Below are 22,007 nucleotides of genomic sequence, written 5' to 3'. Positions count from 1 at the left end.
TTCGGAGGTGGCTGTGACCGTAGAGGCGACAACAGACTGGGCGACACCCCTGCCCGACCGCACCGCCGACCGCATCACCGTTCTGGAGAGCCGCCAATCGCTGGCGCTGGCGGAGGGCGGGCCGAGAAGACGTGGGGAGTTCGGCGCCCGGGAGCGGATCGACCTGCTGCTGGACGCGGGCTCGTTCACCGAGACCGGGCTGTACGTCCGGGCGCGGCCCACCGCAGACGGCGCGCGTCGCCCGTACGGGGACGGGGTGATCACCGGTTACGGCACCGTCGACAGTCGTCCCGTCTGTGTCTTCGCCCAGGATTCCACGGTCTTCGGCGGGAGCATGGGCGAGGCCTTCGGGGAGAAGACGATCGCCCTGATGGACCTCGCGATGAAGACCGGCTGTCCGGTGATCGGGCTCAACGACGGCGGTGGCGCCCGTATCCAGGAGGGCGTCGCCTCGCTCGCGCTGTACGCCGAGCTGGTGCGCCGCAACGTGCAGGCGTCCGGGGTGATCCCCCAGCTCTCGGTCGTGCTGGGGCCGTGTGCCGGTGGGGCCGCGTACTCGCCTGCCATCACCGACTTCACCGTGATGGTGGACGGTGCCTCGCACATGTTCGTCACCGGGCCCGACGTCATCGAGGCGGTCACCGGGGAGCGCACCAGCGCCGAGGAGCTCGGCGGCGCACGCACCAGCAACTCCGTCAACGGCAACGCCCACTTCCTCGCGGCGGACGAGGTGGAAGCCCTCGACACCGTACGGGACCTGCTGTCGTACCTGCCCGCCAACAACCTGGAGCGGCCCCCGCAGTACGCGCCCGCGGCGCCGCTCGACGACGTGTGTCTCGACGAGGTCGTGCCGGACCGGCTCGGGCAGGTCTACGACATGCGGGACATCCTGCGTGCGGTCGTCGACGGTGGTGAACTGCTGGAGATCCAGCAGCTGTTCGCGCCGAACATCATCTGCGCGCTGTCTCTGGTTGAGGGCTCACCCGTCGGGGTCGTCGCCAACCAGCCGCTGCACAGTGCCGGTGTCCTCGACATCGACGCCTCGGAGAAGGCCGCGCGCTTCGTGCGGTTCTGCGACGCGTTCGGCATTCCGTTGCTGACCTTCGCCGACGTTCCCGGCTATCTGTCCGGTGTCCGTCAGGAGCAGGCCGGGATCATCCGGCGCGGCGCCAAACTGCTGTACGCGTACGCCGAGGCGACCGTCCCGAAGGTCACGGTGGTGGTGCGCAAGGCGTACGGCGGCGGGTACGCGGTGATGGGCTCCAAGCATCTGGGCGCCGACATCAACCTCGCGTGGCCCACCGCCCGTATCGCCGTCATGGGCGCCGAGGGCGCAGTGGGCGTCCTGCACCGGCGTGAACTGGCCGCCGCGGACGACCCGGAGGCGCTGCGGGCCAACCTCGTCGCCGCGTACGAGAGCACGCACGGGACGCCCTATCCGGCCGCCGAGCGCGGATACGTGGACGCCGTCATCGCCCCGCGCGACACCCGTACCCACATCGTCCGCGCCTTGCGCGCACTGCGCGGCAAGCGCGCCCCGATGCCGTCGCGCAGGCACGGCAACATCCCCCTCTGAGTCCCCGAGTCCCTGGCTCACTGGGTCACTGAGCCGCCCGAGACCTCCGAGCCGACTGAATGCCGCCGTTCCCGCGTTCCGCGATGTGAGGAGCCATGCCCGATGGACAGCCGCCTCCCCCCGCTCGCCCCCGCCCACCGGAGTCTGCCGGAGTACGTACGGCACTGGGCCGAAACCACCCCCGACCGCCGGGCGTTCACGTTCGTCGACCACCCCGCCCCGCGCTCGCGCGGTGTCCACCGCACCCTGACCTGGCGCCGACTGGACCTGCGCGTACGGGCGTTGGCCGCCCGGCTCGCCGAGGAGGCCGAGCCCGGCACCCGGGTCGCGCTGCTGTGCCCGCAGGGTACGGAGTACGTCACCGCCTTCCTGGCGACGCTCGCGTCCGGTCTTGTCGCCGTGCCGTTGTATCCGCCCGGTCTGCCCGGGCACGGCGACCGGCTCGCGGGAGTACTGGACGACGCGAGTCCGGCCGTGATTCTGACGACCAGTCACATTCTTGATGAGGTACGGGACTTCTGCGCCGGCCGGGCGGTACGGATCGTCGCCGTGGATCAAGTGCCCGACGCTGCGGCCGACTTGCGGGCGGTCACACCGGACGACGACGCCATCGCCTACCTCCAGTACACGTCCGGTTCGACCCGTTCCCCCGCGGGTGTGGAGATCAGTCACGGCAATGTCGTCGCCAACGCCCGGCAGGCGCTGGCCGCTTACGGCCTGGACGAGCGTCCGGCGACCTGTGTGGGCTGGCTGCCGCTGTACCACGACATGGGGCTCGTCCTGAGTGTCGCCGCTCCGGTCGTACGGGGGATGGTGTCGGTGCTCATGGATCCGGTCGCGTTCCTGCACGAACCGGTGCGCTGGTTGCGGCTGCTCGCCGCGCATCCGCGTGCACTGAGCGCGGCGCCCAACTTCGCCTACGACTACTGTGCTTCGACCGTCACCGATGCCCAGAAGAGGGACCTGCGGCTGGACGGGGTCGCCGCGCTGCTCAACGGCAGCGAACCTGTCCGCCCCGCCACAGTCGACCGCTTCCACGCCGCCTTCGCCGCCCAGGGACTGGCGCCGGACGCCCACTGTCCGTCGTACGGGCTCGCCGAGGCCACCGTCTTTGTCAGCGCCGCCCGGCCCGGGGAACCGCTCAGACGGTTCGCGCTCGACCGCGATGCCCTCACCGCCGGGAAGGCGCTGCCCGCGCAGGACGGTGCCCCCAGAGCCCTGACGCTGGTCGGCTGCGGGACTCCGGCGGGCCAGCGGGTCCGTATCGCCGACCCCGTGTCCCGCGTCAGGTTGTCCGAAGGTGAGGTCGGCGAGATCTGGGTGCAGGGTCCCAACGTGGGGCGCGGCTACCGGAATCGGGAGGAGCAGACCCAGCACGTCTTCGGTGCCGTGTTCGCCGACGACACGGACGGCGCAGGTCACTGGCTGCGCACCGGCGACCTGGGGACGTTCCTGGACGGGCAGTTGATCGTCACCGGACGGCTGAAGGACCTCATCGTCGTCGACGGCCGCAACCACTACCCGCAGGACGTGGAGGCCTCTGTCCAGGACGCGGACCCCGCGGTGCGGCGCGATCGGCTGGCCGCGTTCGAGGTGCCGGGTGACGCGGGCGAGCGGGTGGTAGTCGTCGCCGAGCATGTACGGAGCATCAGCCTCGCGGAGATCGACGTACCGGGACTGGTGCGTGCCGTGCGCGCCACCGTCTCGGTACGGCACGGGCTGCGGCTCGCCGACGTCGTCCTCGTGCCGCCGGGCACCGTGCCCCGTACGTCCAGCGGCAAGGTGGCCCGGGCGCTGACCCGGCGACGCTATCTGGAGGGTGCCTACACGCCGGAGCCGACCGCATGAGGGGCGCCGACGAGGTCCGGATACGCCGGTTGGTCGCCGAGCGGGTGGCGGCGTGGAACGGTACGGCTGGCGAGGACGCGCCCATGGACCGGCCGCTGGCGGACCTCGGCATGTCGTCGCGGGACGCGGTCGTGCTGGCCGGGGAGCTCTCGCGGGCGACAGGCCGTGAACTGTCGGCGACGCTGCTGTGGGAGGCGCCCACCGGGGATGCCCTGGTGGCGTACCTGTGCCGCGCGGAAACGGGGACGCGGACGGAGACCTGGACCGCTCCGGTGGGCACGCCGACACCTCCCCCGGCTGCGTCCGACGAGCCCGTCGCGGTCATCGGGGTCGGCTGTCGGCTGCCCGGCGGTGTGCACGGGCCGCGCGACTACTGGCGGCTGCTGACCGACGGCGTCGACGCCGTCCGCCGGGTTCCCGAGGACCGGTGGCGCGACTTCGGCCCGTTCCCGCCCAACGACGCGCCCCTGTACGGCGGTTATCTCGACGACATCGCCGGGTTCGACGCGGACTTCTTCCGCATCACCCCGCGCGAGGCCGCCGTGATGGACCCGCAGCAGCGGATCCTCCTGGAGGTCGTCCACGAGACCCTCGACCATGCCGCCGTCCCCGCCGTGTCCCTCGCCGGCAGCGCCACCGGTGTCTTCGTCGGCGTCTCCGCCGCCGAGTACGGCTCGCTCACCGGCGCCGACCCTGCGGCTGTCGACCCGTGGGCGCCCGCGGGCGCGGCGCTCAGCGTGACGGCGGGGCGGCTGGCGTACGTGCTGGACACCCGGGGGCCGAGCATGGCCGTCGACACCGCCTGCTCGTCCTCGCTGGTCGCCGTGCACCACGCCTGTGTCAGCCTGCGCACCGGTGAGAGCGACACGGCGATCGCCGCCGGGGTCAATTTGCTGCTCTCGCCCACCGTCGGTGTGGCGTTCCGGCGGGCCGGGGCCCTCGCGCCGGACGGGCGGTGCAAGCCGTTCGCCGCGGCGGCCGACGGCATCGGCCGCGGCGAGGGATGTGCGGCCGTGCTGCTGAAGCGGCTGTCCGACGCCGAGCGGGACGGCGACCGTGTCCTCGCCGTCATCCGCGCCACGGCCGTCAACTCCGACGGCCGTTCCAACGGTCTCCTGGCGCCCAATCCCGCTGCCCAGAAAGCCCTGTTGGCCACTGCCTACGCCCGGGCCGGGCTCGCCCCGGCGCACATCGACCATGTCGAGGCCCACGGCACCGGTACCCCGCTCGGCGACCCGATCGAGGCGGGCGCGCTGGGTGGGGTACTCGGTGCGGGCCGCGACCCCGACCAGCCGCTGCTGCTCGGCTCCGTCAAGGGCAACCTCGCCCATCTGGAGTCCGCCGCGGGCATCGCCGGGCTGGTGAAGACGGTCCTCGCCCTGCACCACGACACCGTTCCACCGTCCCTGCACTGCGCGGACGGGAGCGCCCTGGACGATGTACGGCTGCGCGTGGTCACCGAGTGCGAGCCGTGGCCGCGCTATGGCGGTACGGCCACCGCCGGGGTGTCCGGGTTCGGGTTCGGTGGCACCAACGCCCATGCGGTACTGGAGGAATGGCGGCCCGCCGACATCCTCCCGCCGCCCCGGGAAGAGGCTCCGGCCACCCGCCTCCATCTCCTCTCCGACGTCGACACAGCACGCCTCCGGGACACCGCGACCCGGCTCACCGACTGGCTCGGTACACCCGAAGGGAACGCGGCTCACCCCGCCGACGTGGCGCGCACCCTTGCCGGGCGCGCCGGGCGAGGGGCTGTGCGTGCCGCGGTCGTGGCCCAGGACGGAGCCGAACTCGCGGACGGCTTGCGGGCGTTGGGGCAGGGGCTCCCCCACGCGCGGGTCGTGACCGGCGAGCGGGATCTCGTCGGACGCGGGCCGGTGTGGGTGTTCTCCGGGTACGGCAGCCAGTGGGCCGGGATGGGGCGTCGGCTACTGGCCGAGGAACCCGCCTTCGCCGCCGCCGTGGAGAAGCTCGACGCACAGATCGCCCCGGAGTGCGGGCTGTCCCTGTACGAGCACCTGGCGTACGGCGGCGACCTCGACCGTCTGGAGGTCGCCCAACCCGTGTTGTTCGGGCTCCAGTTGGCCCTTGCCGAGCTATGGCGCTCGTACGGTGTCGAGCCCGTCGCCGTCATCGGCCATTCCGTGGGCGAGGTGGCCGCCGCGGTGTGCGCGGGCGCACTGGACGTCTCGGAGGCCGCCCGGGTGGTTGCCGTACGGGCCCGGCTGCTCAGCGGGCTGCGGGGCGGCGCCATGGCGGTCGTCGACCTCGATGACGATGAACTCGACTTCCTGGAACGGGACTTCCCCGGTGTCTGTGTCGCCGTGCACTCCTCGCCCGGGCAGAAGATCGTCGCCGGGGAGGAGCCGGCGGTGGCCCGGCTTGTGCACCGGCTGGAGCAGCAGGGGCGGACCGCTCGCTCCCTGCACGTCGTCGGCGCCGGGCATTCACCTCAAGTCGATCCGCTGCTGCCGGAGTTGACCGACTCCCTTGCCGACATCCGGGGCGGCCGGCCCCGCGTCCCCGTCTACTCCACCGTCCTGGACGACCCACGCGACGACTCCCTCTTCGACGCCGCCCACTGGGCCGCGAACCTACGGCGGCCCGTCCGCCTGGACCGGGCAGTCGGGGCGGCTGTCGCCGACGGTCACACGGCCTTCGTCGAGATCTCTCCCCACCCGGTCCTGACCCGGGCCGTCCTCGACACCGCGCCCGGCGCCCTCGCCATCGGCACCCTGCGCCGTGACGCCGACAGCTCCGCCGGGTTCCTGACCCAGGTGGGTGCCCTGTACTGCGCGGGCGGGCGCCTGCCGTTGCCGCCGGGCCGCGTCATCGACCTGCCCGCACCGCGCTGGCGGCACGTCCGGCACTGGTGGACGGACGGGCGGGCGACGGCCACGCCGGCGGCGGTGACCGAAGAGGCTCACGTGCCGGACACGTCTCTCTCCGGCCGGTTGCGTCATCACATCGCCGCCGTCACCGGCCACCCGGCGACCCGCCTCACGCCCTCCACCGCCCTGGCCGACCTCGGCCTGGACTCCCTGATGGCCGTGCGCATCCGCACCGCCCTGGAAGGCGAGTTCGGGATCGAACTGCCCCTGCGCGAGCTGCTCGGCGGCGGCTCCACCACCGTCCGGTCGCTGACCGACCACCTACAACAGGCGCTCCCCAAAGGCGAGTTGAGCGCCCCCATCCGCACCCTGCGTGCCACCGGCTCCCGGACCCCCCTTTTCCTCGTCCACGCCGCCGGCGGCACAACCGACGTCTACCGGGAACTCGCCGAACGGCTCGGCGACGAGCGGCCGGTGTACGGACTGGAACGGCTCCCGGAAGCCCGTACGGTGACCGAGAAGGCGCGCCGCTACGCCGAGGCAGTCATGACCACCCACCCCAACGGGCCCTTCCTGCTGGCTGGTTGGTCCTTCGGTGGCTTCGTCGCCCAGGAGACCGCACGACAACTCGCCGCCGCCAGGCGGGACGTGGGGCTCGTGGCGCTCCTCGACTCCGTACGGCCACTCCCCCGGCCCGGCGACACCCCGGCCGACCGGATCCGCGCCCACTTCACGGGCTTCGCCCGCCACGTCGCCGAGACGTACGGAGTTGAACTCAGGCTTTCGTACGACGAGTTGACAGCGATGGACGACGACGGCGACCGCATCGACACCGTGCTGCAAGCCCTGCGCGAGGTCGCCGACATACCGCCCGCCGCCCTGGAGCACCAGCGCTCCTCCTATCTGGACCTGCGGATCGGCGAGGCCCACCGACCCGGGCCCTACGGCGGGCGGGTGGTCCTGTACCGGGCCACCGAGCCCGCCCCGCACACCGTGCGCGACCCGGCGTACGAACGGGACGACGAGGCGCTCGGCTGGGACGAGGTGTGCCCGCGGCTGACGGTCGTACGGGTCGCGGGGCACCATCTGTCGCTGCTCGACCCGCCGTACGTCGACGAGATCGCCGCCCATCTGCGGCGCGCACTCGACGAGCAGAGCCGCTGAACCGGACGACGAGGAGCCACCATGTCCCACCACCGCACCACCGGAGTGTCGCGACGCACCGTCACCAAGGCCGCCACCGCTGTCGGGCTCACCGCTCTGCTCGGCGCCAGAACCGCCACCGCGCACGCCGTGACACGGCTCGGTCCACGCACCCTGGACGTCTCCGTGGCCTCCCCCGCCCTGGGCCGCACCGCGCCGGTACGGCTGATCCTGCCGTCGGGATTCGACACGCAGACCGGACGGACCTACCCCGTGCTGTATCTGCTGCACGGCGCCCACGACGACTACACGTCCTGGACCAGGGAGACCGACATCGAGGCCTTCACCGAGGGCCGGAACCTGATCGTGGCGATGCCGGACGCGGGGCCCACCGGCATTCCCACCGCCTGGCGGGGCGGCCCCGACTACGAAACCTTCCAGCTCACGGAGGTCCCCGCGCTGCTCGCCCGCGCATACCGTGCCTCCGGTGTCCGGGCCGTCGCCGGGGTCTCCACCGGCGGCTACGGCGCGATGGCGCACGCGGCACGCCATCCGCGCATGTTCGCGGCGGCGGCCTCGTACAGCGGCATCCTCGACACCATGGCACCCGGTGTGCCCCCGCTCGTGGACGCCATCGTGGCCCGCGAGAACCTGACACCCCGCTCCCTGTGGGGCAGTCCCTTCCTGAACCTCCTCACCTGGCGGGACTTCAACCCGCGATCCCGCGCCGAGGGGCTGCGGGGCACCCCCCTGTACGTCTCCAGCGGCAGCGGAGTCGTCGGCGGCAGCGGTGACTGGCTGCCCGAGGCGCTGGAGAGCGCCCTGTGGCTCTCCGCGCACGCCTTCACCGACACGCTCGCGCTGCTCCGCGTCCCCGTCACGACCCACTACTACTCGGGAGGAGGACACAACTGGGCTTACTGGAAGGGGGAGTTCAGGGCGTCATGGCCGATGCTCGCCAGTGCGCTGGGCGTGCCCGAGTGAGGCCGGTACCGTCGGGGCACGGAACGGAACGGTGGGGACGTCCGTCCAACCCAGGACTCGTCCCTCATCCCACGGGCAACGGCCCCCGGGTGAGCCGCTTCCGGGTGAAAGGAGGGCCCTCCGTGGCCGCCCCCGCCCCGCACGGCGCCCCGGAGGGTTCCGGAGCCACCCCGGTGCCACCCGAACTGGCCAAACTGCTGCGCGACCAGTTGGAGTCCGTCGCCGACGAGGTGGAGGAGGAGGTACGCGGACAGGTCCCGGAGTACGCCGCCCGGTCGGCCGACGAAAGGCACCGCGCACTCCTCAGATCGGGGGTCGTCCAGGCGCTCACCCTGTTCGTCGACCACATCGCCGATCCGCGCGCCCAGGGAGACTCGATCACCGCGATCTACTACGAGCTGGGGCGCGGCGAGGCGCTGGAGGGCCACAGCCTCGAAACGCTGCAGTCCGCGTTGCGGGTCGGGGGTCTGCACGCCTGGCGGCTGCTGGGCCGCACGACGGAGGAACTCGGGCTGGACTCCGCGGTCATGGCCGGACTGGGCGAGCTGGCGTTCCGGACCGTGCACGAGGTCGCCGAGGCCGCGGCGGCGGGGTACGCGGAGGGGCAGCTGCGCAGCACGGACGAGCTGGAACGGCGCCGGGGGCGACTGCTCGGCATGCTGCTGGGCGAGGGGCCGGTGTCTCCGGAGGCGGTGCGGGATCTGGCCCACGGCGCCCGGTGGACCGTACCGCCGTACGTGGCCGTGGTCGCCCTCGCGGCCTCGCCGGACCAGCGGGAGGAGGAGCGGCCGTTGGCGGCTGCCGGGGCGCTTGTGGACATGGACTCCCGGCCGCCGCGGATGCTGGTGCCCGACCCGGACGGTTCGGGCGGCTTCGGCGGCCGGGCGTTCGCTCTCGCACTGCGGGGTCGGCCGGCGGCGATCGGGCCGTCGGTCCCGCTCACCGCGGCGGCCAGGTCGCTGCGCTGGGCGACCCGGGCCCTCGGGCTGATGGGGCGCGGGATTCTCCCCAGGCAGGGGGTGGTGCGCTGCGCCGACCATCTGTCGACCCTGCTGCTGCACAGCGACGAGCCCATGCTCGACCTGCTCCGGGCGCGTGCCCTCGCTCCCCTGGACGCGGTCTCTGAGCAACAGCGCGGCAGGCTCGCGGAGACACTGCTCGCCTGGCTGCTCAGCGGCAGCAACGTGCCCGATGTCGCCGCCCGCCTCCATGTCCATCCGCAGACGGTCCGCTATCGCCTGCGCCAGTTGGAGAAGGTCTTCGGCCAGGCTGTCCTGCACGACCCGGGTACGCGCCTTGATCTGATCCTTGCACTCACGTCGGCACAAAAAGGCGAGGAATTCCTGAATTCCCGTCCATAACACTCAGTGCGGCAACACGAATACGTTCGGGACGTCCTTTCCCACAGGCGCTTGACCGCGCCCCACCCGCAAAGGATCCCCCATGCGTATCCGCTACTGTCTCGCCGCGCTCGCACTCGTCGGCGGGGCCGGACTGACCACCCTCTCGACCCCCGCCGCAACAGCCGCCGCTCCCGCCGCAGCCTGTTCGGACATCGACGTCGTCGCAGCTCGCGGCACGTTCGAGCCGGGCTCGCTCGGCGCGATCGTCGGCGACCCGGTGTTCTCCGCACTCCAGCGGAAACTGACGGGAAAAAGCCTTTCCAGCTACAAGGTGAACTATCCTGCGGACCTTTCCCTCACGTCGGCCGCACAGGGCAACTCTGATCTGGTGAACCACGTCAGGAGCCAGGCGAACTCGTGCCCGAACCAGCGTTTCGTTCTCGTCGGCTATTCGCAGGGCGCGAACGTCGTCGACAACTCCATCGGAATCAGCAGTGCCGGTGCGGTGGTCGGCAGCCCGATCGTGGCCACCATTCCGGCCGCGCTGGCGCCGAAGGTGGCCGCGGTGCTGCTGTTCGGCAACCCGATCCGGGCCATCGGCAAGAGCGTCACCGGCACCTACCAGAGCCGCACCATCGACTTCTGCGCCAAGGGCGACCCCATCTGTGAGAACGGCGGGGGCGACGTGCTGGCCCACCTCGGCTACACCGCGAACGCCGGCGCGGCCGCCGACTTCGCGGCGGGCAAGGTCTGAACCGGCTGAACCCGCAGCCGTCCGTACGGGACACGGGAAAGGGCCCGGAAGGAAAATCTTGGGTTCTAGTGGTTGTCGCAACACCCCAGTTCAGGGGATGCGATGGACTTCAAGGTCCGGGACCGGTCCGTTGTCCAGGGGCGCCGTCCCTTGTCCGAGGAACGGCGCCTCTACCTTCAGCTCATGCAGCAGGGGTACAGCAACACCGAGGCATGCCGGATCGTCGGCATCAACGAGAAGACCGGGCGGCGCTGGCGTAACGGCCGGGCGCCGTCCGGCAGGAACGTCGGGGCGTCACCGGTCACCGTGGTGGCGCCTCCTCCCGGTCCCTCGCGGTATCTGCGCGAGAGCGACCGCATTTACATCGCCGACCGGCTGCGGGAGAAGGCCACGGTCCGTGCGATAGCCGTCGAGCTGGGCCGCAGCCCGTCCACGGTCAGCCGGGAGATCCGCCGCAACCGCCACCCGGTCAGCGGCCACTACCGGCCGCACGCCGCGCAGGCCCGTGCCGATGCCCGCCGACCCCGACCCAAACCCGGGAAGATCGGCCAGAACCCCCAGCTGCGGGACTTCATCCAGGACCACCTGGCCATACGGTGGAGCCCTGAGCAGATCTGCCAGGCTCTGAGGGCCCAGTTCCCGCAGCGGCCGGAGATGCACGTGGTCCACGAAACGGTCTACCAGGCCCTCTACGTCCAGGGCCGGGGTGAGCTGCGCCGCGAACTGGCCCGCGCCCTGCGCACCGGCCGCGCCCACCGCAAACCCCGCCGCCAGGCCCAGCGGCGCCAACCCCGATACGCCACCCCCATGGTCATGATCAGCGAACGCCCCGCCGAAGCGGAGGACCGGGCCGTGCCCGGTCACTGGGAGGGCGACCTGATCATCGGCAAGGACGGGAAGTCGGCCATCGGCACCCTGGTCGAGCGCGCCACCCGCTACGTCATGCTGCTGCACCTGCCGGCAGACCATGGCGCCGAAAGCGTCCGGGACGCACTGGTCACAACCGTCCAGACTCTGCCCACCCACCTCCGACGGTCCCTGACCTGGGACCAGGGATCAGAGATGGCCGCCCACGGCTCCTTCACCGTCACCACGGACGTCCCGGTCTACTTCTGCGACCCGGCCAGCCCCTGGCAGCGCGGATCGAACGAGAACACCAACGGTCTGCTCCGGCAGTACTTCCCCAAAAGCACCGACCTGGCGGCCCACACCCGCGAACACCTCGACGCCGTCGCCACCGAGCTGAACGGCCGCCCACGCAAAACGCTCGGCTGGGAAACCCCAGCCGAGCGCCTGCATAAACTACTCACGGCCTGATCAACACGACCACGTGTTGCAACGACCCCTAGAAACCGCCAAATCCTTCCGGGCCCTTCTTCCATGGGAGGAAGCTGAAGGAACTATTGGAGGTCCCGCGCGAACTCCGTAAGGCTCGTGGAGACGGGTTCCGGACGACCGTTGTTCTGCGTGGGCGCGGCGGTCAGCACGTCGAGGTGCTGGTAGCCGTCGGCGACCACGGGATCGAGGTCGGCGGGGACGCGGCCCGCCAGCAGTCCGTCGCCCGCGAGGACGGTGAGCGTCGGGTGGGCCCCCAGCCCCTCGGGGTGCACGATGAGCCGCTTCACCTGCGGGGAGGTGGCCAGTTCGAGGTCGGTGATCAGCTTGGTCGGGAAGTACTGCTCGGTGAAGTCGAGCGGCTGCTCGGCGAGGCTGCGGGCCAGTTCCTGGATGTCGGTGACCTCCTTGCCCGCGCCGGTGAACGGCGTCCCGTCCGCCGACCGGTACCCGGGGTCGTCCGGATCGCCGACCCGGTCGTAGTTCCGCCAGTTGTAGAGCGGCCCGTGCGGCCGGTCAGGGATGGCCTTGTACGCGGTACCGAACAGCCCCGGCTGCTGGTCGCCGCCGTTGGCGACAGGGAAGGTCTTGTCCACGATCGGCCCGCCGTCGAAGAACCCCACGCTGCTCTGCAGGAACGCCAGCGGTACGGAGTTGTCGTCCAGCAGTGATCCGAGCACCGCCTCGTTGGTGAGCCGGAAGTCCTTCACCGCGGGTGAGCCCGTGAGGAAGGCGGCGGCGTCCTTGGAGAACAGGAAGCGGTTCGTCGCCTCGATGTTGACGTTGGCGGGCAGATAGGACGGCAGGTCGGCCTCGCCGCCCGGGTCCCGTATCGCGCCGAGGCCGGCGATGGCCAGCAGGGTCATCGTCTCGGCGTTGAGCAGGACCGGCGCGGACAGTGAGCGCGGCAGGACGCCGCTGTCGAGCCCGGCCTGCACGACGCCGTAACCGAGGCCGATGTCGGGCAGGTCGGTGTCGTCCGGGATGCTGCCGCTCAGGTCGGCGAGCGAGGTGGAGACGGTGGTGTCGAGGGCGAAGTAGCCCCCGCACTGGCGGTGTCCGGCGTCGGCGGTGGTGGCGGGGTTGCCGTCGAAGTCGGCGACCGCGAAGTACCCGGTGATCACCCCGCCCAGGGAGTGCCCGCCGCACAGCACCTTCCGCTCGCGCAGCCCCTGGTCGGGCAACTCGGCGGTGAGCAGGGTGTATTGGTCACGGACGGTCTGCTCGATGCCGAGCTTCGCCATCCACCCGAGCTTGCCGTTGCCGACGAACCCGCCGAACGTACGGCCCGCGACCTGCTTGCCCCGGTAGTAGTAGTCGACGGCAGCGTGCTGGTCGCCGGAGGTGATGCCGGTGTGGTCCTCCATGCAGTTGGAGCGCCGGTCGAGGGCCCAGAACTCGATGTGCAGGCCCCGTTCGGCGGCGCGCGCCACGGTGTTGCGGGCGACGCTGTCGAAGGCCCCGGCGCCCTCCAGGATGCCCGGCTGGGCGAGAAGGATCCGGTCGGCGTCGGCCGATTCCGTGGGCCCGCCCAAGGAGCGGTAGCGCAGGTACGACAGCCAGTCGCACGCCGCCGGCCGGGCCCCGAAGGACGCCGGCAGCGGTGCCTTCACCCGGACCACCGTCTCGGTCACCCCGGCGACCGCCGTGCTCGACGACGCCACGGGGGCCTCGGTGCGCACGTTCTCTCCGTGCGCCTCCGGGGCCACCGCGGTGAGCGTCCCGGTGGTCAGCAGCACCGCCAGCGCGGTGCCGCGCAGCCCCTTGAAGGGCGTCCCTCTGCTGCGACTCGTATCCATAGCGGGACCGTAGGACCGCGCGGACCACGCGATCAGGCGGTGCTCACAAGAACGCAGCTACCGGTGGCACCTTTGTCATCAGGCACCAACCGTTCTTGCCGCCTACAGCCCGTCGTTCTTCATGGCGGCGACGATCCGGACGTGCCGGTCGGCCGCGGTGCCGGAGAACTCGTTGTCGTAGTTCAGGCCGTAGGGCCAGAAGTGGCCGCCACCGGTGGACAGTTTGGCGCTCGAACCGTCGAACTGCCTTACCAGCGCCGTGGCTTGCGTGCCGGTCCAGGTGCCGCTGCCGCCCAGGGAGGACCAGCCCGAGCTGGTGCCCACGCCTATGGTGTGGGCGATCTCGTGCAGAGCGGTCCGCTCGTTCATGTAACTGCGGTTGCTGCCGAAGCGGATGGTCCCGTTGAGGCTGCCGTCGGCGGTGGGCACGCCGGGCTCGTAGCGGACGGTGATGCTCTTCCCGAGGTCGCTGAGGTTGTTGTAGCGGGACACGGCGGCGTTCATGGCCGTGGTGATCTGGTTGTAGGCACTCTGCTGGTCCGCCGTGGGGCTGCTCGCCCGGACCAGGGACCACGTGATGGTGGCCGCCGCGGCCCGCTCCCCGGCCACCGGGGCGGTCTGCGGGGCTGCTTGGGCGATGCCGGGTCCTGCCAGCATCGTCGCTGCCAGGGCGGCCACGACCGACTTGTTACGCCAAGGGGCTCGCTGTGAACTCATGGGGGCTCCTGTGGGGGGATGAGCCGTCGCGTAGGGGACGACGGCGTCCTGAAAGCGCTTTCCCAGGTTGCCGGGAGGCTAGCCAGATGTTTCGAGCACGTCAACGAACTGCACCAAGCTCCTCCCTCACGGCGGAACTTGGCGGAACTTGCGCACCATCTTGACGTGTTCATTTTTGTCATCAAGCATGCCGTCAGCGCGATTCCTTCTGTTCGGTTCTGTTCGCCTCCTTGTTGTGGAAGGGAGTGCCGTGTCCTCTCGGCACCGCCATCGCATCGCCCGGGTCCTGGCCCCGACGGTCCCCCTGGTTCTCGGCGCGGGTCTCCTGGTCCCACAGCCCGCGGCGGGCGCGGAGGCGGCGGCGCAGAGCTCCGTCACCGTGCGGATCGATCCGTCGTACCAGCAGCAGGAGTTCGAGGGCTGGGGGACGAGTCTCGTCTGGTTCGCCAACGCGACGGGCGGCTATCCGGAGCCCGTCCGAAGACGGCTGGTGGACATGCTGTTCGGCGAGGACGGGCTCGATCTGAACATCGCGCGCTACAACATCGGCGGCGGCAACGCCCCGGACGTGCGCACCGACTACATGAAGGCCGGCGCGACCATGGAGGGCTTCTGGAAGGCCCCCGCGGGCACCACCCAGAAGGACATGGACTGGTGGGACCCGAACAACCCGGACGACTGGAACTGGGACGCCGACGCGAACCAGCGCTGGTGGGTGGACCAGATCAAGGACAAGGTCACCACCTGGGAGGCGTTCAGCAACTCGCCGCCCTGGTTCCAGACGGTCAGCGGTTACGTCTCCGGGGGCTTCGACGCGAACACGGACCAGATCCGCGCGGACCGGGTCGACGAGTTCGCCGCCTATCTGGTGCGGGTGACCGAGGAGATGGAGAAGCGGCACGGCATCAAGTTCGACACCATCGATCCGCTGAACGAGCCCAACACCAACTACTGGGGTACCCAGTTGGGCGCCGACGGCCAGCCCACGGGCGGCCGCCAGGAAGGCGCGCACGCCGGGCCGGCGCTCCAGCAGAAGGTCGTTCTGGCCCTCGACAAGGCACTCGCCGGGGCGAAGACCGACGCGGCGATCTCCGCGATGGACGAGACCAACCCGAGCATCTTCACCCAGAACTGGAACGCCTACAGCGCCGAGGCCCGAGCGGCCGTCGACCAGCTCAACGTGCACACCTACGGCACCGGAATGCGCACCAGCGCCCGGGACATCGCCAAGGGCGCCGACCGGAAGCTGTGGATGAGCGAGGTCGAGGGCACGTGGGGCACGGGCACCGACTTCACGAGCATGGAACCGGGACTCGGCATCGCCACCCGGATGGTCGACGACATGCGTGAACTGGAGCCCTCCGCCTGGGTGTTCTGGCAGCCGGTCGAGGACTCGATCCCGCAGGCCGCGGCCGGCAAGAACTGGGGCAGCATCCACGTCCCGTTCAACTGCACGGCGACGGACACCTTGGAGACCTGCCCGGTCAAGGCCAACTCCAAGTTCCACACCATCCGCAACTTCACCCACTACATCCGCCCCGGCGACCACTTCGTGAAGACCGACGATCCCTCGACCGTCGCCGCGGTGAAGGCGTCCGGCCGTGCGGCGACGGCGGTGCATGTGAACAGCGGTACGTCCGCGCGTTCCGTGACCCTCGACCTCTCCCGCTTCGGCAGGATCTCGCGGAAGGCCTCCGTCACACCGGTCGTCACGAGTGCCGACGGCGCCCTCGTCCGGGGCACACCGGTTCGGGTGACCGACCGGTCGGCGACGCTCACCGTCCCCGCGAAGTCGGTCACGACCTTCCTGGTCGAGGGTGTCAGCGGTGTGGCGAAGGACGCCGCCCTCGTCCAGCCCGGGCACGTCTACCGGCTCCAGGGCGCCCAGAGCGGCAAGTCGCTGGCCCCCTCGGACGACGGCACCGGTGTCGTCATCCGCACGACCGACGCCGCCAGCCCCCAACAGCTCTGGTCCGTACGGCAGTTGACGCCCGGCACCGATAACCGCGAACGCTACGCCCTCACCAGCGCCACCAACGGCAGCCAACTCGCCGTACGCGACAACGTGGCCGTCCTGGAGAACGCCCCGGCGGCCGGTGAGCCCGACAGCGCCGCCCAGTGGATCCTGTCGACCACCGGCGACGGCACCTGGACCTTCGTCAACGCCGCCACCGGCCGCCTGCTCGACGTCACCGGGCAGTCCTCGACGGACGGCACGAAGGTGTCGACGTACACGCCGACCTCGGCGGCGAACCAGCGCTGGGCGGTGCCCGACGAAACGGTGCTGCGCACCGAGCCCGCGACGACGTTCACCGTCCCCGGGCTGCGGCCCGAGCTGCCGAAGACGGTGACGCCGGTGTTCCGGGACGGCGCCCGGGGTGCCCTCCCCGTCGTGTGGGATCTGCCCTCGGACCGGGCCTGGCGCAAGGCCGGGACCGTGCGGGTCCGGGGTGAGGCGACCGACGCGCTCGGGCGCACGATCCCCGCGAAGGCGGTCGTCACCGTCGACACGATCGCCTCGACCCTGCCCGGCCGTGCCAAGACGTATGTGGGCGGCCACCCGGAGCTGCCCGCAACAGTCGTCGGCGTCGGTAGGCACGGCGGCCGCACCGACCTTCCGGTCACCTGGGACCCGGCGCCCGACGGGGCGTTCGGCGCCACGGGGACCGTCACCCTGCACGGCGTCGCCCGGATCGTCGGCGGCACTACGGCCGACGCGAAGCTACGCGTCCAGGTCACAGAACCGGTGGCGAGCAACATCGCGCCCGACTCGGACGTCTCCGTCGGCGCCACGTTCACCGAGAGCGGGTACTCGGCGGAGCGGCTGCGCAACGGCGACCTGTCCGAGAAGGCATGGTCCAACTGGAAGCCGGGCAACACCAAGAACCCCTCCGACACCATCACGTTCACGCTCCCGAAGGCCCGCGACCTGAGCAGGGTCGTCGCGCACCTCTACCGGGACGGGTCCAGCGCGTCCTTCCCGGAGAGCCTCAAGGTGCAGGTACGGGCGACCGGCAGCGACACGTGGACCGACGCGAGCGGCCCGATCCCGGTCGGGACCGAGGGCACGCCGGTGATCGACGTACCGCTGGCGGCGGGGCCTGCGGCCGGGGTACGGGTGGTCATGACGGCGCGTCAGGGCGGCTACCTCACCATGAGTGAGATCGAGGTGTACGCCAAGTCGCCCGGCGTCGCATCGGACTCGGCCGCCGCGTCGATCGAGGTGGCCGGCGTTCCGGTCGCGGCGTTCGACCCGGGTACGACCGACTACCGGGTCGCGACCGGCGATCCGGCGCGGGCCGAGGTCACGGCGACGGCTCGCGACCCCTACGCGAACGTCACGGTCGAGAAGGTCCACGAACACGGCCGGACGCGGGCCGTCGTCACGGTGACCGGTGAGGACGGGACGCGGACCACGACGTACCGGATCGCACTCGTACGACGCTGAGGGCACGCTCCGGAGGGAGGGGAACCGCCTGGTTCCCCTCCCTCCGGCGTTCAGCGCCTCAGGTTCGCCCGGACCGCGGCGGCGACGACCGCGTCCCGCTCGGCCCGGCTGAACAGCCCCTGGGACAGCCAGGTGTCGGCGAGAGTCCGGACCGCGTCGACGAAGGCTCCCTGGGAGGCGAAGGGAGCCCGCGCCCAGAGCACGTCGAGGAAGGTCAGACCGTCCGTGCGGGCGCGGTTGGGTACGCCGGAGGTGACCGTGCCGAACACGACGACGGGCTCGGAGCGCTTGAAGTAGGCGTGGTAGCGGGCCGTGTCCGCGATGTGGAACGGGGCGAGGGTCAGGCCGTGCGTGGTGAAGTGCAGTGGGCGTCCCTCGGGTTTGACCGAGGCGGCCAGGTCGCCCTGCAGCGTGAAGTCCTTGTAGAAGGAGAACGTGCGGAAGGTCGTGGTCTGGCTCCGGGCCACCAGCAGGACCGGGCCGCAGAACACCGACTGGACCGTGGGGTCGTCCAAGGCTCGTTCGACGCGCAGACGGTAGGGGGCGGAGACGGTGATCCGGTCGCCGCGCTGCCAGTTCCTGCTCAGGGTGAGATAGCTGCCGGGTACGGCCCCGGCCGGCTGGGCGACCCCGTTGACCGTGACGGTGAAGCCTCCCGTGGCCCAGGACGGCACCCGGAGTTTCAGGTCGAGGCTGCCGCCGCCCTCGCGGAACGTCAGGGTGCGCACACCCTCGGACGGAAAGTCGCTCGTCTGGTCGATGACGAGGCCCCGCTCCGGCCAGCGCAGGGTGGAGGCGAGGTACAGGTTGACGTAGAGCGCGTTGCCGTCGGCGGAGCGGAAGTACACCGAGTCCTGGTACTTGGTGTGGTTCTCCATCCCGGTACCGCCGCAGCAGGTGCCGGTGTTGTCGTACTCCCGCACGACCCCGGGACCCATGCCGACGAAGTAGGTGACCTCCGGGCTGGTCGTGCTGCGGGCGTCCCTGCGGGAGGCGAGGATGTGGTTGGTCAGGCCCCGTTCGTAGTAGTCCATGTAAGCGGGGTCGGGGGTGTGGAAGAAGAGCTGCCGGCTCAGCTTCAGCATGTTGTACGTCGCACAGGTCTCGGCGTTGTTGTCCGCGAGGGTCGCCGCGATCGCGTTCCGTGCCCGGAACATCTCCCCCTGGCCGGTGCCGCCCAGGCTGTACGTCCGTGGGCCCGCGACCATGCCCCAGAAGTTGCGGGCGGCGGTGGCGTACTTCGCCTCTCCCGTGTGGTCGAAGAGCCGTATGTAGCCGGTGAATTGGGGGATGTGCTGGTTGGCGTGCCGGCCGTCGAGGATGTCCCGGTTGCCGACGCAGGCGTCCAGTAGCCCGGTGTTGTCGAAGCAACGGGCGGCAGCGAGATGTTCCGCCCGGCCCGTGAGGGCGTACAGGTCGGCCAGCACCTCGTTCATGCCGCCGTACTCTCCGGCGATGTAGATCGACCACATACGGTCCAACTGCGCCTGGGGCAGACGGCTGAGCCTGCTGTGCACCCAGTCACCCATCTTCGAGGCGATCGTCAGGGCCTGCTGGTTCCCGGTGAGGGTGTGGGCGTCGAGGAGGCCGCGCATGATCTTGTGGCAGGTGTAGTAGGGCGCCCAGATGGTGGGATACGTCGTGTAGCTCTCCAGCAGGATGAACTGTGTCTCCGGGTACGCGGCCAGGTATCCGGGGTGGCTGGGTCGGGGCGATCCGTGGTCCGCCAGAGCCAGTTGACACTCGCCGAGGGAACTGACCAGGTAGTCGAGCTTGGTCTTCAGCGCGGCCTCGCGTGTGTCGGCGTACGCCTGCGCCACGAGGGTGAGGAAGTGGCCGCCGAAGTGACCGCGCAGGTTGCCGTCGCCGGTCTCCCAGCCGCCGGGCGGCTGCGCGCCACGGGTGTCGAGACCCGCGTTGGCGCGGAAGACGGCCAGGATTCGGTCGGCCGGATAGGACCTGGCGTACTCCAGCATCAGGTCGCGCTTACGGCGGAACACGCCCTCGCCCAGGGTGACTTGGTCCAGGGGGAAGGGCTGTACGGACCAGGTGGCGGGCGGGGCGGGCACGGCGAGGGCGGTGCCTGACACGGGCGATGCCGGGAGGGCCGGGGCCGCGTGGGCCGCCGGGATCGCGGATGCGAGTGGTGTGGCGGCCACGCTTCCCGCAGCGAGCCCCAACAGGCGTCTACGGGTGGGAGGTCGGGTCATCTCGGGCTCCGATCGTGGGGTTCGGGGTGCCTGGTCTGCAGTGCGCCTGGGCTACGTTTCTGTGGTCGGCAGCCACACGCGCATCGTCGAAGGGCCGCGGTTGGCCCAGGAGTTGTAGGGGATCAGGACGATTCCCGTGCGTTCGGCGGCGGAAACGGTCGCCCGGTCCAGTGGGCGGTACGGCCAGCCGGGGTCGCCGGGACCGTCCTGTTCACCGTCCTGTTCCACGAGTTCGCCCGGCGCGACCACGGTGCCCTCCGGCCCGTCCTCCGGTTCGGCCGACGGATCCACCCGTACGGCGTCGGCCTCACGGCCGCCCGGCAGGTCCACGGACTCGGCGCAGTACACCAGCGGGCCGCGCTGGACGGCGACCGTGCCGCGTACGGCGTCGATGCGCGCGTCCGGTGCGATCCACCGTGGCGCCACGGGCAGTTCGAGGCGTATCTCGTCGCCGGGCCGGAAGACCCGGGTGACCTCCGCCGTGCCCGGGGGGACCGTACGGCACGTCCCGTCCGGGTCGACCAGGTATGCCGTGGCGTCCTCCGTCCAGGCGGGGACGCGCAGCGACAGGGCCAAGGGGCGGGCCGGGGACGAGCGGACGATGCGTACCGTCACCTTTCCGCCGGACGGGTAGTCGGTGCGGACGCTGAGGGCGACGTCGTGGCCGCCGGTCAGGGTCGTGGCGATCTCCGCGTCGGCGTACTGGTGGAGCTGGATGCCCTGGTCGTCGGCTGTCGCCAGATGGGCGGGGAGCTGGGCCAGGGTGCGTGCCACGTTCGTCGGGCAGCAGGACACCGCGAACCAGGGGGCGCGCATGCTCGATTCGGCGCGCGGGCTCACCGCGTCCGTGGCGGGGACGGCCCCTCGGTGTCGTCGGTGCAGGGTGTTGGCGTAGAAGAAGGACCGGCCGTCCTCGGACGGGGAGGTGGCGACCACGTTGAAGAGGGTCCGCTCGGCGAGGTCCGCGTAGCGCGGGTCGCCGGTCGCCAGGAGCAGCCGCCAGCTGAGCTGTACGGAGGCGACGCCGGCGCAGGTCTCCGAGTAGGCGCGGTCGGGCGGGAGGACGAAGTCGTCGCCGAAGGCCTCGTCCCGGTGGTGGGACCCCATGCCGCCGGTGAGGTAGGTGCGCCGGGCGGCCGTCGCCGCCCACTGACGTTCGACCGCCGCGAGCAGTTCCTCGTCGCCGGTCTCCACGGCCACGTCGACCGCGCCGGAAGCGAGGTACAGGGCGCGGACGGCGTGGCCGCGCAGCACCGTGGCCTCCCGTACCGGCTGGTCGTCCTGGTGGTAGACGCGGCCGAACTCGCCGTCGGCGAGGGTGCCGTGGCCTCGGCGGTCGATGAACAGGGCGGCCTGGTCGAGATAGCGCTCCTCGCCCGTCAGCCGGGCCAGTTCCACTAGGGCCGTCTCGATCTCCGCGTGGCCGCAGACGCTCTCGATGCCGCCCCGGCCGAAGGTGGCGCAGATGTGGTCGGCGGCACGTAGGGCGACCTTCGTCAGCTCGCCCTCGCCGCGGGTCCGGGCCTGGGCGATGCCCGCCTGGATCAAGAAGCCGTAGCAGTACAGTTCGTGACCCCATTCGAGGTCGCTGTAGCGGGGCTGCTGTCCGGGGTGGCCGAAGGCGGTGTTCAGGTAGCCGTCCGGTTCCTGGGCGGATGCGACGGCCTCGGTGAGCGCGGCGATGTCCGCGTCGAGCGCGGCACCGGTGTGGGTATTTGTGCCGGTGCCGGACTGCCAGGCCATCGCTTCGAGGAGTTTGTAGATCTCGGAGTCCGCGAACTCCCTTCCGCGCCGGTCCCGCCCGATGCGGCCCTCGGCGACGGCCCGGAAGTTGCCGGTCCAGCCGGTGCGTTCCATCCAGTCACGGCAGTGGGCGAGTGTGGCGGTGGCGTTGGTCTCCCGGCGCCGGGCCCAGAAACCGCCGGTGATCCTGACCTCGTCCAGGCCCAGCGGACGCAGTCGTCCCCGGGTCGGTGCCACGGGCAGCACAGTCGACAACTCTCGGTTCTCGGTCACCAA

The 22,007-nt window shown here is 71.1% G+C and carries 12 protein-coding genes; 8 read left to right on the top strand and 4 right to left on the bottom strand.

Features of this window, described 5'->3' with window-relative positions:
* Positions 1-13 precede the first annotated feature (13 nt).
* From OG734_RS42220 to OG734_RS42190, 7 genes are all read left to right on the top strand, one after another.
* A complete protein-coding gene (locus OG734_RS42220) occupies positions 14-1,576 on the top strand; it encodes an acyl-CoA carboxylase subunit beta (protein WP_330293989.1) in 1,563 nt (520 codons plus the stop codon).
* A gap of 102 nt (positions 1,577-1,678) precedes the next feature.
* On the top strand, positions 1,679-3,424 hold the full coding sequence (locus tag OG734_RS42215; protein ID WP_330292657.1) for a fatty acyl-AMP ligase: 1,746 nt from the start codon (positions 1,679-1,681) through the stop codon (positions 3,422-3,424).
* Entirely contained in the window at positions 3,421-7,419 is a 3,999-nt protein-coding gene (locus OG734_RS42210; protein WP_330292656.1) for a type I polyketide synthase, read from the top strand. The genes OG734_RS42215 and OG734_RS42210 overlap by 4 nt, the downstream gene beginning before the upstream one ends.
* Positions 7,420-7,440: 21 nt before the next feature.
* Entirely contained in the window at positions 7,441-8,382 is a 942-nt protein-coding gene (locus tag OG734_RS42205) for an alpha/beta hydrolase (protein ID WP_330292655.1), read from the top strand.
* 122 nt (positions 8,383-8,504) lie between these two features.
* Positions 8,505-9,743, top strand: a complete 1,239-nt coding sequence (locus OG734_RS42200) for a PucR family transcriptional regulator (RefSeq protein ID WP_330292654.1) — start codon at positions 8,505-8,507, stop codon at positions 9,741-9,743.
* An 82-nt stretch (positions 9,744-9,825) separates the two neighbouring features.
* The gene (locus tag OG734_RS42195) at positions 9,826-10,479 is read left to right on the top strand and encodes a cutinase family protein (protein WP_330292653.1); all 654 of its coding nucleotides are present in this window, start codon (positions 9,826-9,828) and stop codon (positions 10,477-10,479) included.
* 102 nt (positions 10,480-10,581) lie between these two features.
* Positions 10,582-11,796 carry an IS30 family transposase gene (locus tag OG734_RS42190; protein WP_330287939.1) on the top strand — a complete coding sequence of 405 codons (1,215 nt, stop codon included), beginning with the start codon at positions 10,582-10,584 and terminating at the stop codon, positions 11,794-11,796.
* A gap of 83 nt (positions 11,797-11,879) precedes the next feature.
* On the opposite strand, the gene OG734_RS42185 is transcribed toward OG734_RS42190, so the two are convergent.
* Positions 11,880-13,613, bottom strand: coding sequence for a hypothetical protein (locus OG734_RS42185; protein WP_330292652.1), 1,734 nt, complete (start codon positions 13,611-13,613; stop codon positions 11,880-11,882).
* A gap of 102 nt (positions 13,614-13,715) precedes the next feature.
* Entirely contained in the window at positions 13,716-14,330 is a 615-nt protein-coding gene (locus tag OG734_RS42180; RefSeq protein WP_330292651.1) for a hypothetical protein, read from the bottom strand.
* A 250-nt stretch (positions 14,331-14,580) separates the two neighbouring features.
* On the opposite strand from OG734_RS42180, the gene OG734_RS42175 reads away from it, so the two are divergent.
* Positions 14,581-17,778, top strand: coding sequence for a glycoside hydrolase (locus OG734_RS42175; RefSeq protein WP_330292650.1), 3,198 nt, complete (start codon positions 14,581-14,583; stop codon positions 17,776-17,778).
* 50 nt (positions 17,779-17,828) lie between these two features.
* Here OG734_RS42175 and OG734_RS42170 read toward each other — a convergent pair whose 3' ends face one another.
* Positions 17,829-19,988 carry a beta-L-arabinofuranosidase domain-containing protein gene (locus OG734_RS42170; RefSeq protein ID WP_330292649.1) on the bottom strand — a complete coding sequence of 720 codons (2,160 nt, stop codon included), beginning with the start codon at positions 19,986-19,988 and terminating at the stop codon, positions 17,829-17,831.
* Positions 19,989-20,039: 51 nt separating this feature from the next.
* A complete protein-coding gene (locus OG734_RS42165; protein WP_330292648.1) occupies positions 20,040-22,004 on the bottom strand; it encodes a glycoside hydrolase family 127 protein in 1,965 nt (654 codons plus the stop codon).
* Positions 22,005-22,007 lie beyond the last annotated feature (3 nt).

The organism is Streptomyces sp. NBC_00576, assembly GCF_036345175.1.
GTDB lineage: Bacteria > Actinomycetota > Actinomycetes > Streptomycetales > Streptomycetaceae > Streptomyces.
This window is presented reverse-complemented; position numbering and strand designations above follow the sequence as displayed.